The following is a 15,965-nucleotide window of genomic DNA, read 5'->3' as shown; positions in this document are numbered from 1 at the left end:
GCGTCATCCGTCCGGTCGAACCACCGACCGGACGACGAGCGAGATGATCCCCTCGGACCGGGCGAAAGAAACGCCTTTGTCCTCGCGGCCCGCCCCCTCTCGCGTGCAGGTCGCCGAGGTCCTCCCGCGTTTCGCCGAGGCGTTTCCGTTCGACTCGTTCAACGAGATGCAACGCGAGGCGCTTCCCGCGCTGCTCGACGGCGAGACGAACGTCGTCGCGAGCGCGCCGACCGCGAGCGGGAAGACCGCGCTCGCCGAACTCGCCATCTGTCGGACGCTGAGCGAGGGCGGTACTGCCCTCTTCATCGCGCCGATGCGCGCGCTCACCAACGAGAAGGAAGCCGAGTGGGACCGCTTCGAGGAACTGGGCTACTCGGTCTACGTCGTCACCGGCGAGCGCGAGCTGAACCCCAGGCGTGCGGAACGGGCGGACATCCTCGTGATGACCCCCGAGAAGGCGGACTCGGCGACGCGAAAACACGACTCGCCACAGTACCGCTTCATCACCGATGTCGACTGCTGTGTGATCGACGAGGTCCACCTGCTCGACTCCGATCGACGGGGCGCTGTGCTCGAGGTGACGATATCGCGGCTCAGACGGCTCTGCGAGCCGCGGGTCGTCGCACTCTCTGCGACGATGCCGAACGTCGAGGACGTCGCGGCGTGGCTCGATGCCGATCCCGAAGGGACGTTCGACTTCGGCGAGGAGTACCGTCCCGTGAAACTCCACGCGGGCGTCGAGACGTACTCCCACGGCGAGAACGCCTTCGCCGACAAGTACCGCCGGCTGTATCGCGCGCTCGACCTCGCCGAACCACACGTCAGAGAGGAGGGCCAGGCGCTGGTCTTCGTCTCCTCACGACAGGACACCGTCCGGGCGGCCGAGAAGGCGCGCGACGAACTCGCGAAACGGGACGTACCGATGGGTGCACGCGGCGACTACGACTTCCACACCGAGTCCCAGCAGCTCCAGAACGACACGCTGCGGAAGTCGGTGCTCGACGGCGTCGCATTCCACCACGCGGGGCTGTCGAAGAACGACAAGGACCTCGTCGAGGCGTGGTTCAAAGAGGGGCTGATCGGGCTACTCTTCTCGACGTCGACGCTCGCGTGGGGGGTGAACCTCCCGGCGCGGTGTGTCGTCATCCGCGACACGAAGTACCACGACCCGCTCGAGGGCGAGGTCGACATGAGCCCGCTCGACGTGCTCCAGATGCTCGGACGGGCGGGCCGGCCCGGCTACGATTCCGTCGGATACGGCTGGGTGGTCTGTGACCGTGCGGACGCCGACACGTACCGGCGGCTCCTCCGCGAGGGCAAGGAGATCGAGTCCCGGCTCGAGGAGGACTTGGACGCCCACCTGAACGCCGAGATCGCGCTCGGGACGATCGGTGGATTGGAGGACGTGATGGCGTGGCTGGAGACGACCTTTTACTACGTGCGTGCGGAACGCGCCCCGGAACGGTACGGCTTCACGGAGGTCAGGCAACGAGTACGGGAGGTGCTCGACGGGCTCGTCGCGGACGGCTTCGTCGAGCTGGGGGAGGACCTCTCGATCGAGGCGACGCCGCTCGGTGTGCTCGCCTCGAAGTTCTATCTGCGACTCAGCACCGCGAAACGGTTTCACGACCTCGCGACGGGCGAGGGGATCGATCTCTCGGGAGTGCTCGAGACGGTCGCCCGATCGGCCGAGTTCGACAGCGTGAGCGCGCGCCAGGCCGAACGCGACGCGGTTCGGTCGGTGCTCGTGGGACGGGGGGCGGGCGACCTGGAGGGTGGCGAGCGGAAGGTGCTCGCGATCCTCCGGGCCTCGATGTCAGGGACGGTCCCGAGCGAACTCCAGAGCGACGCCTGGGTGATCAAACAGAACGCACTCCGCCTGCTCGCCGCCCTCGGCGCGTTCTGCGAGCGGTTCGCCGATCCGCACGCCGCGAACCTCGTGACGAGGGTCGAAGCGCGCGTCGAGACGGGGGTGAGCGAGGGGGCCGTCGGGCTCACCGCGATCGACGGAGTCGGTCCCGGCAGGGCGCGACGGCTCGCGAAGGCGGGCTTCGCTACCCCGGGGGACGTCCGAGAGGCTGGCGTCGAAGCGCTGGTCGGTGCGGGCCTCGGCGAGGGCGTCGCCGAACGGATCCACGAGCAGGCGACCGCCCTGCCCGCCACCTCGATCGACTGGGGGGCGTTCCCCGAGACGGTCGTTCGTGGCGAGAACGACCTCTGTGAGGTGCGGATCGAGAACCGGGGTGATCCGGCCCCGGCGGGTGTCCGCGTGACGGTGAACGGGGTCGAGATGACCGCCTCGGCCACCTCACTCGGCGAGACGACGGTCCCCGTCCCGGTCTTCGGCGCGGACGAAGAGCACCTCGAGTACCGGGTCGAGGTGGTCTACCCGACCTTGCCGGTGAACCCGGTCGAGTCGACTCGCGAGGTTCGGGTAGCGTAGCGTTTAGGGCGAGTCCACCCGTCGGCCCACCATGGATCACGTCCGTACGCTCTCGTGTGTCGTCTGTGGGGCGACATACGATCCAGGTGAGGTGGCCTACACATGCCCGGAGCACCCTGGCGTCGAGGGGGTTCTGGAGGTAGAGTACGACTACGAGCGAGTGAGAGACCGGTTCGACGCGCCGCTCGACGGCGCTATCCCGAGTATGTGGAAGTACCGCGCGTTCCTGCCGGTGCCCGACGACGCGGACCCGGTGACGCTCGAGGAGGGCGGCACGCCGCTGCTCTCGGCGCCCCGCCTCGGCGAGGAGCTGGGGGTGGAGCTCTCGGTGAAAGACGACGGGCGGAACCCGACGGGCGTGCTCAAGGACCGGGCGACGACCGTCGCACTCACGCGGGCGCGCGCAGAGGGGTTCGAGACGGTCACCTGCGCGTCCACCGGTAACGCGGCGGCCTCGCTCGCGGGCTACGCCGCCAGGGCGGGTCTCGACTGCCGGATCTTCGTCCCCGAGAGCGCTCCGGAGGGTAAACTCGCCCAGCCGCTCGTCTACGGGGCGGACGTCCTCGCGGTGCGAGGAAGCTACGACGAAGCGTACGACCTCAGCATGGAGGTGACGGAACGGTTCGGCTGGTACAACCGCAACGCGGCGATCAACCCGTACCAGGTCGAGGGCAAGCGAACCGTCGGCCACGAACTCGCCGAACAGTGTGCGGAGGTACCGGACTGGGTGGTCTTCTCGATGGGTGACGGCTGTACGCTCTCCGGGGGTTGGAAGGGGTTTCGCGAGTTCGCGGACCTCGGCTACGTCGACGATGTCCCACGGTTTCTCGGCGTGCAGTCCGAACGCGCCCCGGCGATCCACGAGGCGTTCCACGGGACGGGCGGAGAGCACGAGGCGGGGACGGTCGCCGACAGCATCTCGGTCGGGAGGCCACGGAACACGGAGAAGGCGTGTTGTGCGCTCCGCGAGAGCGGCGGCACGTCGATGCTCGTAAGCGACGAGGAGATCCTCGCGGCCGAGGCGTTGCTGGGGAGGACGGAGGGGATCTACGCCGAGCCGGCGGGGGCGGCGCCGGTCGCGGGCTTGCAGCGAGCGCGTGAGGAGGGGATCGTCGATCCGGGTGACTCGGTCGTGATCGTCGTCACCGGAGTGGGATTGAAGGACACCGAGAGCGCGCTTCGTGCGGGCGGCGACGTGGTGAGCATCGATCCCTCGATCGGCGACGTGGAGGCGCGCTACGGGGAGGCACAGCGATGACTGCGTTCGGGATCGACGCCGATAGACTGAGAGAGCGGTTCGACCGGCTCAGCGAGGTCGGTGCGACCGAGCGCGGCGGGGTCGACCGCCCGGCGCTCTCCGACGAGAACCGCGCGGCACGCGATCTGCTGGTCAAGTGGTTCGCCGAGGTCGGCCTCGAGGTCCGGGTCGACGGGATCGGAAACCTCTTCGCTCGCCGGGAGGGGCGGGATCCGGAGGCCGATCCGGTGCTGGTCGGATCGCACGTCGACAGCCAGCGACAGGGCGGGAGATTCGACGGCGTGATCGGCGTTCTCGGGGGACTCGAACTCGTCGAGAGCCTCTCGGATCGCGGCATCGAGACCGAACGTCCGATCGAGGTCGTCTCGTGGACGAACGAAGAAGGAGTGAGGTTCCAGCCCGACATGCTCGGGAGCGGCGTCTTCGCCGGCGTCTTCGACCTCGAAGAGGCGCTCGCGTGCGAGGATCGAGAGGGGACGACGGTCGGCGAGGAACTGGAGCGGATCGGCTACCGGGGCGAGGCGGTCGATGTCGACCCGCACAGCTACCTCGAACTCCACGTCGAACAGGGGCCGATCCTGGAGGATTCGGGGACCTCCGTAGGGGTCGTCGAGGGGATCGCCGGCTTCTCCTGGCTGGAGGGATGGGTCGAGGGACGGGCGGACCACGCCGGGCCGACGCCGATGGACGCCCGGACCGACGCGCTCGTCCCCGTCGCGGACCTGATTCGCGGGGTCCGTGACCTCGCCGGACGGAGCGACGACCTGGTGGGGACGGTCGGGTCGGTAGAGGTTGCGCCGAACTCGATCAACGTGATCCCCGAGCGAGTCGAGTTCACCGTCGACCTCCGCTCGCCGAGCGACGAGGTCGTTGAGTACGCCGTCGCACGAACCGAGGACATCGTCGAGCGAGCGGCACGCGAGGAAGGTGCGGAACACGCGCTCGAACGGATCATGCACGTTCCGTCCGTCGACTTCGAGTCCGAGATAGTAGAGGCCGTCGAACGGGCGGCGGAGGCGACCGGTGTCTCGCACACCCGGCTCCGAAGCGGCGCTGGCCACGACGCGAGCTACCTCGCGGGCGTCTGCCCGACCGGGATGGTTTTCGTGCCGAGCGTCGGCGGGGTGAGTCACACCGAACGCGAGTACACCGAGTGGGCCGACGTCGTCGCCGGAACGGACGTCCTCTGTCATGCGGCCTGCGAACGGGCAGGCGTCGAGTTTTAAGTAGGGGAACGGTCCCAGCGAGGGCATGGCGAGCGCAACTCGGGATAGAGGAGAGGGGACGACGCTGTGCGTACTCGCGGGGGAGTGTCTCGTCCACACGGACGGCGAGACCCACCGCGGCGACGTCGTCGTCCTGCTCAAACCCGACAACACGGTTCTGGTTCACGATGCAGACGGCTACCGCCCGGTCGCCTGGCTCACCCGGGCGGATTCGGTCTCGACGCGACGAAACGGCGGCTTCTCCGTCACGGCCATCGCGGGCGACCGCTCGTTGCACGTCGAGTCACAGGCCGAGTACGGCTTCGGAGAGTTCCCAGCCTCACAGGCGGGCATCCCGGTCGGCGACTGCCCCGACTGCGATCGTTCACTGGTCCGGTCCGGGGGTCTGATCGGCTGTCTCGGCTGCTCTCGCCGGTACGGCCTGCCGGACGGCGCGCGGCTCGTGGACGACCACTGCGGGTGCGGACTCCCGCGCATGGCGGTCGATCGCGGGGCTACCTTCGAACTCTGCGTGGACCGACACTGCGAGTCGCTCGACGACGCCGTGACCGACCGGTTCGACCGAGAGTGGTCCTGTGCGGCCTGCGGTGAGGACCTCCGTATCCTCCGTCGCGGGGGGCTGCTCGCCGGCTGTGACGCCTACCCGGACTGTGAGACTGCGTACGTGATCCCGACGGGAACGATCTCGAAGACCTGTGCGTGTGGTCTGCCGCGCTTCGAGATGCGGTCGGGCGAGCGCTGTCTCGACCCGACCTGCGAGGAGAGCGCCTGAGAACCGTTTCGGCTTTCACGTCGGCCCGACTCTCGGTCCGTATGAGCCAGCCCGTGGGGACCGTCGAAGGTGACGAGATACACGTCGGTGGGGACGCCCGACAGCGGTTTTTCGACTCGCGAGGCTACGGGGAGCCACGCGGCGGCAACGAGGTCGCGCTCGCCCCGGTCGAGGCGGCACACCTGCTCTCCCGGGGCGACCTCTCCTCGGTCGACGCGATGAGCTTTCGCGAGTTCCTCGGCCAGGACGAGGACCTCGTCGTCAGGTTCCGGGTGTACGCGGACCTTCGATCTCGAGGCTTCTACCTCTCGCCCACCCGGTGGGTGGACGCCGACTCGGACGTCGACTTCGTCGTCTACGAGCGCGGCCAGAAGCCGTTCGACGGCGAGCGACGGTACAGCGTCCGGGTAATCGGCGAACGCACGTCGTTGCCCGTCTCGGACCTCTCGGAGGGTGTCCTCGCGGTGGTGGACGAGGAGAGCGAGGTGACGTACTTCGAGGTAGGTTCGCCGGAGCTCGGTGAGACGAGAGATCCGGTCTCGACGGCCGGTTCGGTCGCGGGTGAGGTGCTCTCCGATCGGGTCGTCCTCTGGAACGCCCCGCTCTCCCTCTACGAGCGCTCGTTCTACGGTCAGCCGATCGGGGGACGCGACGCCGATCCCTCCACGCTCGCGCTCTCGCTGGTCGAGGCGACGTATCTCGCCGAGTGCGGGGTGATCGCACTCGATCCCGCGCTACTCGAGAAACGAGGGCGAGAGACCGACGGCGAGCGGTTCGACCGACGTCTCGGCGTCTACACGACGCTCAGGGAGCGCGGACTGGTCCCGAAGACGGGCTTCAAGTTCGGCGCGGACTTCCGCGTCTACGGTGGCGTCGAGAGCGTCGAAGAACTGGGCCACTCCGAGCACCTCGTCAGGGTCGTCCCACCGAACTACGCCCTCTCGCCCAGAGAGCTCTCGCTCGATGTACGGCTCGCGGGCGGGGTCAGAAAACGAATGGTTTTTGCGCCGTACGGCGCCAGTTCGGACACGAACGAGTGGCGTGCGGTGCGCCGACTCACGCCCTGACCATGACCGACGACCACGAGAACCCCACGGCGGAGGCGGACGAGCGAGCGGCGAGCGACGGCGAAGACGCCGACGAGCTGGTCCTCGACCCGTGGGGATCGGCGTCGGTCTCCGATTACAGAAAACTGTTCGAGGAGTTCGGCATCGAGCCGTTCGAGGCGATCCTCCCGGACGTACCAGACCCGCACTACCTGATGCGACGGGGTGCGATCTTCGGCCACCGGGAGTACGGCCGGGTCGCGGAGGCGATGGCCGCGGGCGAAGAGGTCGCGGCCCTCTCGGGGTTCATGCCGACCGGCGACCCCCACATCGGCCACAAGATGGTCTTCGACGAGCTGATCTGGCACCAGGAGCGCGGCGCCGACACGTACGGGCTGATCGCCGATCTGGAGGCGCACAGCGCCAGGGGCCTGTCGTGGGACGAGATCGACGAGCACGCCCGGAACTACCTGCTCTCGCTGCTCGCGCTCGGCTACGACGCCGAGGAAGGCACGGTGTACCGACAGTCGACGAACCGCGAGGTGCAGGACCTCGCGTTCGAACTCGGGATCGAGGTGAACCTCTCCGAGATGCGCTCGATCTACGGCTTCGGGGGCGAGACGGACATCTCGCACCTCCAGAGCGTCGTCACCCAGATGGCGGACATCCTCTACCCACAGATAGAGGGCCCGAAGCCGACGGTGATCCCCGTCGGCCCGGACCAGGACCCGCACGTCCGGCTCGCGCGCGACCTCGCCGCCCGCACACGGTACTTCGGCGTCACCGAGGCGTTCGCGAGCTTCGAGGCGGATGAGGAGGAGCGAACGCTACTCGCGGCTGCCCACGACGAGCGCGAGGCGTTCGCGGCGGAGTCGGAGCGACCGCGGTGTGTCGAGGCGGCCGACTGGATCGAGGGCCACGACACGCTCTCGGACGTCCACGACCCCGCGGTGATCGCTTCGAGCGTCGAGAAGCTCCGTGCGGCGGGCAAGGAGCCGCTTCGCCCCCGGGTCAGGATCCTCGATCGGAACGCGACCGAGGAGGCGTTCGAGGCGCTTATCGAGGCGATAGAGGGCGAAAAACGCGTCTATGACGAACACGTCGACACGTTCGAACTCTCGGCTTCCGAGGCCGAGGAGCTCGCCCGAGAGGTCGAGATCGAAACCGGCGGCTACGGCTTTCTCCCCCCGTCCTCGATCTACCACCGGTTCATGACGGGGCTCACCGGCGGGAAGATGTCCTCGTCGATCCCCGCGAGCCACATTAGCCTGCTCGACGATCCCGAGGAGGGCTACGCGAAGGTGAAGGCGGCGACGACCGGCGGCCGCGAGACGGCCGAACTCCAGCGCGAACTCGGCGGGAAAGCCGACGAGTGTCCGGTGTACGAGCTCTACGCCTACCTGCTCTGTGGCGACGACGACGAGTTTGCCACCCTGGTCTACGACGAGTGCGTCGGTGGCGAGCGCCTCTGTGGGGACTGCAAGGAACAGGCGGCGACGCTGATGCGCGAGTTCCTCGCCGAACACCAGGAGAAACGCGAGGAATGCGAGGCGCTGCTCGATTCGCTCGATATCGACGTCTGAAGCGCTCTCCTTACTCCGTGAGGTCGGCTCCGACGGCGTCCTCGATCGAGTCGAAGCCGTCGCGGTCGAGCAACTCGAGCAGTCCCTCGTTGATCTCGCGGGCGATCGACGGTCCGCGGTAGACGAGACCGGTGTAGAACTGGACGAGGCTCGCGCCCGCGCGGATCTTCCTGTATGCGTCCTCGGCGGTGAACACTCCACCCACGCCGATCACGGGTACGTCGGTTCGTTCGGCGACGAACCGGACACATTCTGTCGCGCGCGGTTCGAGCGGCTTTCCCGACAGCCCGCCGTCTTCGACACGGTTGACGCTCCGGAGAGCCTCCGGCCGCTCGGTCGTCGTGTTCGTCGCGATCACCCCGTCGAGATCGAGGTCGGAGATCACCGAGAGCGCCGTCTCGATCGCGCTCTCGCCTAGGTCGGGTGAGAGTTTGAGAAGCAACGGCGACGCTCCGGCCCCGGAGAGCGCACCGAGGATCCGTTCGAGCCCCTCGTGGCTCTGGAGCGTCCGGAGACCTGGGGTGTTCGGACTCGAGACGTTTACGACGACGAAGTCGGCGTGTTCGCCCAGGCGTGCGTACGTGTAGAGGTAGTCCTCTTCGGCGCGTTCGAGCGGCGTCGACTTCGATTTTCCTATATTGACCCCGAGCGGGACGTCGGGGAGATCGACTCGGTCGAGACGCGCGCCGATCCGGTCGGCACCGTCGTTGTTGAAGCCCATCCGGTTGATTATCGCCTCGTCCTCGCGGAGACGGAACATCCGCGGGCGGGGGTTTCCCTCCTGGGCCTCCGCGGTGACGCCGCCGACCTCGACATGGCCGAAGCCGAGGCTGGCGAGCGCCGTGACGACCTCCGCGTTCTTGTCGAAGCCCGCGGCGACGCCCAGCGGGTTCGGAAAGCGCTTCCCGAAGCGGGTGACCGCAAGTCGCGGATTCCGAACGGTGTAACGCTCCGCGAGCAGGTCGACCGTCCGCGTTCGCTGTGCGAGGCGGAGCCCTCGGTGTGCGAGGGTGTGTGCGGATTCGGCGGGAAGCGAGAAGAGAAGCGGTCTGATCGCGGTGTACGGCGTCATGCGTAAGGGAAAGCGGGCGTCGCCGGGGCCGGGATCCGGACGCCTCAGAAGTCGTGCTCGACGTTCTCCTGGTCTGCCTTCTGGATAATGATCTTGTCCTCTCTGACCCGCACGAACACCTCGTCGCCGATCTCCATGCCGGCGACCGCGAGCTCGTCCTCGTGTAGGTTGACGTGAACGTTGTGATACTCCCCGTCCTCGTCCTTGGCGCCACTCGGGCTCAGTTTCTTTTTGCGGACCATCTGCGCTCTCTTGTCACCTGATTCACCCCACGGCGTACATAAGCCTTTTCTCACGGCGGGCGCGGCTCTCACGTGACGCCTGCCCGAGAAACCGGCAGCTCTGGACGGTCAAACCGTATGACTGAACGCCGATAGGGGATATATTTATAATGAGGGGTGTGCTGGGTTGACACGGAGAAACCATGGTACGTGAAGACGGTAAGCGAAACTTCGCACTGAGAGAGGGCAGCGGGAACGAATCGAGCGTCTTCTCGGGGAACACTCCGAGACAGGCGGCGCTCAAGGCCGCACGGCGCCTCGATCCCGGTCCGAGCGAGGAGGAGGCGGATCGGACGACGATCCAGCTCCGAGAGAAGGGGACCGACAAGGTCCACATCTACGAGGGGTGGGCCTGGCGGGAGAGCTCCCCGGACGATAGCCCCGACTGGATGCCCTCGGAGATAACCGAGGCGAACGTCTCGAAGCAGGGGATCGAACACATCGAGGAGTGACCGCACACCCGCCGCGTCGCTCGCCCGGAGGCCGCCCGTTCGAGCGAACGGACTAAGCGCACTCGCGACCGTACCACAGAACGCGTGGGCTCACTCGATCAGACCACCGCACGACGCGGCGGATGACCGATCGACCTCCACCCGCGCCACATTCACGTTTCGCGCGTACGCAGGCCGCTCGCAGTGAGACGATCCGACGGTCGGCCCCGAGTCCTGAGCGCCCGTACCATGGTATCGGACTACCGAAGAGCCTCCAGTTCGACGGGGTTAAATACTAACCACTCCTCGCATTGAATGCGAACGACGCGTCGCCGATGCGACCCATCGGTGGTGCGGATCCAAAGCGTTCATATACGAGCGCTCTCTCGGATCGAACACACTCGTGGGACGCCGGAAACCGACTGCCGGCGTCCCGATCCGACGCCCTTATGTACGTAGGGGCGCTCGGGTAGGATGCACGCGACGTGGCCGACCGCGGCCACCGATCGCATCCTGGACCATCGCCCGGCAGGACCCGGGCAGGTGCGTTTCGACGGGGTTATATACCCCTGGAAGCGTACGATATGGTCCGAAGGAGATGAGGATTCCACCCCTGCGGTCCGCCGTACAGATGGGATCTGATGTTAGCCCTGGTAGTTCGGTGACACCCGATCAGTGACGATTGGGGTCAGCGAACGGACACACGCGATGTAGAAGGAACACACCCGTTAGGGTGTGTCCCGCCAAGCCCCGGCATGTCCGGGGCAGAGCATTCCGGTTGATCCTGCCGGAGGCCATTGCTATTGGAGTCCGATTTAGCCATGCTAGTCGCACGGGTTTAGACCCGTGGCGAACAGCTCAGTAACACGTGGCCAAGCTACCCTCTGGACTGGAACACTCTCGGGAAACTGAGGCTAATTCCAGATATGGCTTCCACCCTGGAATGGAGGAAGCCGAAAACGCTACGGCGCCAGAGGATGCGGCTGCGGCCGATTAGGTAGACGGTGGGGTAACGGCCCACCGTGCCGATAATCGGTACGGGTCATGAGAGTGAGAGCCCGGAGACGGTATCTGAGACAAGATACCGGGCCCTACGGGGCGCAGCAGGCGCGAAACCTTTACACTGCGCGACAGCGCGATAGGGGGACTCCAAGTGCGAGGGCATATCGTCCTCGCTTTTCTGTACCGTAAGGTGGTACAGGAATAAGGGCTGGGCAAGACCGGTGCCAGCCGCCGCGGTAACACCGGCAGCTCGAGTGATGGCCGCTCTTATTGGGCCTAAAGCGTCCGTAGCCGGCCGGATAAGTCCGTCGGGAAATCCATCCGCTTAACGGATGGGCGTCCGGCGGAAACTGTTCGGCTTGGGACCGGAAGACCCGGGGGGTACGTCTTGGGTAGGAGTGAAATCCTGTAATCCTGGACGGACCGCCGGTGGCGAAAGCGCCTCGGGAGGACGGATCCGACGGTGAGGGACGAAAGCTAGGGTCACGAACCGGATTAGATACCCGGGTAGTCCTAGCCGTAAACGATGCTCGCTAGGTGTGGCGCAGGCTACGAGCCTGCGCTGTGCCGTAGGGAAGCCGTGAAGCGAGCCGCCTGGGAAGTACGTCCGCAAGGATGAAACTTAAAGGAATTGGCGGGGGAGCACTACAACCGGAGGAGCCTGCGGTTTAATTGGACTCAACGCCGGACATCTCACCAGTCCCGACAGTAGCTGTGAAGGTCAGTATGAAGAGCTTACTGGAGCTACTGAGAGGAGGTGCATGGCCGCCGTCAGCTCGTACCGTGAGGCGTCCTGTTAAGTCAGGCAACGAGCGAGACCCGCACCCTTAATTGCCAGCGACGCCGTGAGGCGGTCGGGTACATTAGGGGGACTGCCGTGGCCAACACGGAGGAAGGAACGGGCAACGGTAGGTCAGTATGCCCCGAATGGACTGGGCGACACGCGGGCTACAATGGCCGGGACAATGGGATGCTACCCCGAAAGGGGGCGCTAATCTCCTAAACCCGGTCGTAGTTCGGATTGAGGGCTGAAACTCGCCCTCATGAAGCTGGATTCGGTAGTAGTCGCGTCTCAGAAGGGCGCGGCGAATACGTCCCTGCTCCTTGCACACACCGCCCGTCAAAGCACCCGAGTGGGGTCCGGATGAGGCCGCCGTACGGCGGTCGAATCTGGGCTCCGCAAGGGGGCTTAAGTCGTAACAAGGTAGCCGTAGGGGAATCTGCGGCTGGATCACCTCCTACTGACCGGGACCGGGTTCACACCCGGCCCACCGTCCGTTCGCGACCGCGTCGATCGCTGATCGGGCACCTCGGAACTACCAGGGCTAACGTACCCCCGAGAGGGGAGGGCCCATAGCTCAGCGGTAGAGTGCCTCCTTTGCAAGGAGGATGCCCTGGGTTCGAATCCCAGTGGGTCCATGGTGGATCGAGACGTAAACCGTGTCCCTTAAGTGGGAGACGGCGCTACGATTCGATCCGAAGACCGATGCACCACCCCGTGTGAACGCGGGTGGGAAGGGTTGATGCACGCACCGCTACCACGGGCGTGCAGATGAGGCCGTGTGTACGCGCGATCCGGACGTCCACTGGATCACGATCACCGAGTCAAACGACTCCGGTAAACGTGGCTACTGTACCAACTGGTGGATGGCTCGGCTCGAGAGCTGAAGAAGGACGTGCCAAGCTGCGATAAGCCTTGGGGAGCCGCACGGAGGCTTAGAACCAAGGATCTCCGAATGGGAATCCCTCTACAATTGCCTTGCGCAATAGGGAACGCCGGGAATTGAAACATCTCAGTACCGGCAGGAAGAGAAACCGAACGGGATCCCGTTAGTAACGGCGAGTGAACACGGGACAGTCCAAACCGAAGCCTACGGGGCATCCGCCCCACGGGCAATGTGGTGTTCGGACTGACCTTCAGCACCGGAACGTCTGCGTGAAGTCTCCTGGAACGGAGCGCGATACAGGGTGACAGCCCCGTAACGCAGACAACTACGGTGTGAGTCAGTTCCAGAGTAGCGGGGGTCGGAAATCCCTCGTGAATATCGCGGGCATCGACCGCGAAGACTAAACACTCCTCGAGACCGATAGCGAACAAGTAGCGTGAGCGAACGCTGAAAAGCACCCTCAGAAGGGAGGTGCAATAGGGCCTGAAATCAGTTGGTGATTGAACGACGGGGCATACAAGGCCTCTCCGGGAACGAACCGAGCGCGAGCTCGTAGTAGGACCAGAGAGGAGCCGGTGTTCCGTCGTACGTTTTGAAAAACGGACCAGGGAGTGTACGTGTCTGGCGAGCCTAACTCGAGCATCGAGGGAGGCGTAGGGAAACCGATACGGCCGCAGCGCTTTGCGCCAGGGCCACCGTGTTCAAGCGCGGGGAGTCAGACGGGTACAACCCGAAACCGGGCGATCTAGACGTGGGCAAGGTGAAGCGTGCCGAAAGGCACGTGGAGGCCTGCTAGGGTTGGTGTCTTACAATACCCTCCCGTGACCTGCGCCTAGGGGTGAAAGGCCCATCGAGCCCGGCAACAGCTGGTTCCAGTCGAAACATGTCGAAGCATGACCTCCGCTGAGGTCGTCCGTGAGGTAGAGCGACGGATTGGGGGACCGCACTCCGAGAGGAGTGCGCCCCCCTGTCAAACTCCGAACTCACGGACGCCGTCGACGCGGGGAATCCGGTGCGCGGGGTAAGCCTGTGTACCGTGAGGGAGACAACCCAGAGCTGGGTTAAGGTCCCCAAGTGTGGACTAAGTGCGATTGAAGGTTGTCTCGAGCCCTAAACAGCCGGGAGGTGAGCTTAGAAGCAGCTACCCTCTAAGAAAAGCGTAACAGCTTACCGGCCGAGGTTCGAGGCGCCGAAAATGATCGGGGCTCAAGTCCACCACCGAGACCTAGCCGTGCCGAAAGGCAACCGTGTAGACTGGCACTCCGATCGGGTAGAAGCACGGGCGAGAGTTCGTGTGGACCGATTGGTGAAGAAAATCCTGGTCGTAGTAGCAGCGTTAGTCGGGTGAGAACCTCGACGACCGATAGGGCAAGGGTTCCTCGGCAATGTTAATCAGCTGAGGGTTAGCCGGTCCTAAGGCCCCCCGTAACTCGAAGGGGTCGAAAGGGAAACAGGTTAATATTCCTGTGCCACCATGCAGTGAACGCCGACGCTTTGGGGTCAACCGAGCCGCGCACTCGCGCGGTCGAACCGTCAAAGCCCGTGGAAGCCGTAACGGCACGAAGCGGGTGAACGGCGGGACAGCGAAAGTCGGTCCAACCTAGAGCCCGTGAAAAGGCAAGCATGGTGTCCGTACCCAGATCCGACACAGGTGCCCATGGCAGCGAAAGCCAAGGTCTGTCGGGAACAACCGACGTTAGGGAATTCGGCAAGTTAGTCCCGTACCTTCGGAATAAGGGATGCCTGCCTCGGAAAGAGGCAGGTCGCAGTGACTCGGAGGCTCCGACTGTTTACTAAAAACATAGGTGACCGCAAATCTGAAAAGACGCGTACGGTCACTGAATCCTGCCCAGTGCGGGTATCTGAACACCCATTACAATGGGACGAAGGACCCGTTAACGGCGGGGGTAACTATGACCCTCTTAAGGTAGCGTAGTACCTTGCCGCTTTAGTAGCGGCTTGCATGAATGGATGAACGAGAGCCTCACTGTCCCAACGTTGGGCCCGGTGAACCGTACTTTCCAGTGCGGAGTCTGGAGACCCCCAAGGGGAAGCGAAGACCCTATAGAGCTTTACTGCAGGCTGTCGCTGGGACGTGGTCGCTATCGTGCAGGATAGGTAGGAGTCGTTACGCAGGCACCCGCGCCAGCGGGCCGCCGAGACGTCACTGAAATACTACCCGATAGTGACTGCGACCCTCACTCCGGGAGGAGGACACCGGTAGCCGGGCAGTTTGGCTGGGGCGGCACGCGCTTGAAAAGATATCGAGCGCGCCCCAAGGTCACCTCATTCGGGTCGGGAACCCGAAAAAGAGCGCAAGAGCAAACGGTGGCCTGACAGTGTCCTACACAACAAGGGACGCTGACGCGAAAGCGTGGTCTAGCGAACCCATTAGCCCGCCCGATGCGGGCAATGGCTGACAGAAAAGCTACCTTAGGGATAACAGAGTCGTCACCCGCAAGAGCACATATCGACCGGGTGGCTTGCTACCTCGATGTCGGTTCCCTCCATCCTGCCTGTGCAGAAGCAGGCAAGGGTGAGGTTGTTCGCCTATTAAAGGAGGTCGTGAGCTGGGTTTAGACCGTCGTGAGACAGGTCGGCTGCTATCTATTGGGGGTGTTCGGTACCTGACGGGAACGTTCGTATAGTACGAGAGGAACTACGAATGGGTGCCACTGGTGTATCGGTTGTCCGAGAGGGCATGTGCCGAGCAGCTACGCACCACGGGGTAAGAGCTGAACGCATCTAAGCTCGAAACCCACCTGAAAAAGAGGTACCGCTGAGACCACTCGTAAAAGACGAGTTCGATAGACTCGGGGTGTGCGCGCCGAGGCAACGAGGCGTTGAGCCCGCGAGCACTAACAGGTCAAAGCCACACAGTCATACCGCATGGAGTTACGATCCCGGTGATCGGGATCCAGGCGTAAACCGGATCGCGCGTACATTACGGCCACACCACCGACAACGGTTCCAGTCGTGGTTCGATTCCACGAGTCGGCGTTAAGGCGGCCACAGCGGCGGGGCGACACCCGTACCCATCCCGAACACGGAAGTTAAGCCCGCCTGCGTTCCGGCCAGTACTGGAGTGCGCGAGCCTCTGGGAAACCCGGTTAGCCGCCTGCCATTCATACCTCATTTACCCCTGAAGAGCGACGGCGCTCTTCGGGGGTTTCTCTATTTCGCG

General features: G+C 64.8%; 9 protein-coding genes, 1 tRNA gene and 3 rRNA genes. 11 read left to right on the top strand and 2 right to left on the bottom strand.

Going from position 1 to position 15,965, the window contains the following annotated elements; all coding sequences use genetic code 11:
• Positions 1 to 103: 103 nt before the first annotated feature.
• Genes V2L32_RS03850 through V2L32_RS03825 form a run of 6 tightly spaced genes read left to right on the top strand, consistent with a single transcriptional unit; the run spans position 104 to position 8,328 of the window.
• On the top strand, positions 104 to 2,443 hold the full coding sequence (locus V2L32_RS03850; protein WP_331235156.1) for a DEAD/DEAH box helicase: 2,340 nt from the start codon (positions 104 to 106) through the stop codon (positions 2,441 to 2,443).
• 31 nt (positions 2,444 to 2,474) lie between these two features.
• Positions 2,475 to 3,701 carry a threonine synthase gene (thrC, locus tag V2L32_RS03845; protein ID WP_331235155.1) on the top strand — a complete coding sequence of 409 codons (1,227 nt, stop codon included), beginning with the start codon at positions 2,475 to 2,477 and terminating at the stop codon, positions 3,699 to 3,701.
• Entirely contained in the window at positions 3,698 to 4,927 is a 1,230-nt protein-coding gene (locus V2L32_RS03840) for a Zn-dependent hydrolase (RefSeq protein ID WP_331235154.1), read from the top strand. The genes thrC and V2L32_RS03840 overlap by 4 nt, the downstream gene beginning before the upstream one ends.
• Positions 4,928 to 4,952: 25 nt before the next feature.
• Positions 4,953 to 5,699 carry a DUF91 domain-containing protein gene (locus V2L32_RS03835; protein ID WP_331235153.1) on the top strand — a complete coding sequence of 249 codons (747 nt, stop codon included), beginning with the start codon at positions 4,953 to 4,955 and terminating at the stop codon, positions 5,697 to 5,699.
• Between the two features lie 41 nt (positions 5,700 to 5,740).
• Positions 5,741 to 6,766 (top strand): tRNA-intron lyase, encoded by a 1,026-nt coding sequence (endA, locus tag V2L32_RS03830; protein ID WP_331235152.1) that lies wholly within the window; start codon positions 5,741 to 5,743, stop codon positions 6,764 to 6,766.
• 2 nt (positions 6,767 to 6,768) lie between these two features.
• Positions 6,769 to 8,328 carry a tryptophan--tRNA ligase gene (locus V2L32_RS03825; protein WP_331235151.1) on the top strand — a complete coding sequence of 520 codons (1,560 nt, stop codon included), beginning with the start codon at positions 6,769 to 6,771 and terminating at the stop codon, positions 8,326 to 8,328.
• 10 nt (positions 8,329 to 8,338) lie between these two features.
• Here the strand turns inward: V2L32_RS03825 and V2L32_RS03820 are convergent, their stop codons facing one another.
• Both V2L32_RS03820 and V2L32_RS03815 read right to left on the bottom strand, forming a co-directional pair.
• The gene (locus tag V2L32_RS03820; RefSeq protein WP_331235150.1) at positions 8,339 to 9,400 is read right to left on the bottom strand and encodes a quinone-dependent dihydroorotate dehydrogenase; all 1,062 of its coding nucleotides are present in this window, start codon (positions 9,398 to 9,400) and stop codon (positions 8,339 to 8,341) included.
• A gap of 44 nt (positions 9,401 to 9,444) precedes the next feature.
• Positions 9,445 to 9,642, bottom strand: a complete 198-nt coding sequence (locus V2L32_RS03815) for a hypothetical protein (protein WP_331235149.1) — start codon at positions 9,640 to 9,642, stop codon at positions 9,445 to 9,447.
• Positions 9,643 to 9,824: 182 nt separating this feature from the next.
• On the opposite strand from V2L32_RS03815, the gene V2L32_RS03810 reads away from it, so the two are divergent.
• From V2L32_RS03810 to rrf, 5 genes are all read left to right on the top strand, one after another.
• On the top strand, positions 9,825 to 10,133 hold the full coding sequence (locus V2L32_RS03810; RefSeq protein WP_331235148.1) for a non-histone chromosomal MC1 family protein: 309 nt from the start codon (positions 9,825 to 9,827) through the stop codon (positions 10,131 to 10,133).
• Between the two features lie 750 nt (positions 10,134 to 10,883).
• Positions 10,884 to 12,354 (top strand): 16S ribosomal RNA (locus tag V2L32_RS03805).
• 107 nt (positions 12,355 to 12,461) lie between these two features.
• Positions 12,462 to 12,533 (top strand) — tRNA-Ala (locus tag V2L32_RS03800).
• A 200-nt stretch (positions 12,534 to 12,733) separates the two neighbouring features.
• A 23S ribosomal RNA gene (locus V2L32_RS03795) occupies positions 12,734 to 15,662 on the top strand.
• Between the two features lie 120 nt (positions 15,663 to 15,782).
• Positions 15,783 to 15,904: ribosomal RNA gene (gene rrf / locus V2L32_RS03790) — 5S ribosomal RNA — on the top strand.
• Together the 16S, 23S and 5S rRNA genes with 1 tRNA gene alongside form the textbook arrangement of a ribosomal RNA operon.
• Positions 15,905 to 15,965 lie beyond the last annotated feature (61 nt).

Origin of the sequence: Halalkalicoccus sp. CGA53, assembly GCF_036429475.1 — an archaeon.
In the GTDB taxonomy this organism is placed as follows: domain Archaea; phylum Halobacteriota; class Halobacteria; order Halobacteriales; family Halalkalicoccaceae; genus Natronorarus; species Natronorarus salvus.
The sequence above is the reverse complement of the archived record's forward strand: the minus strand, read 5'-3'. Positions and strand labels throughout refer to the sequence as shown.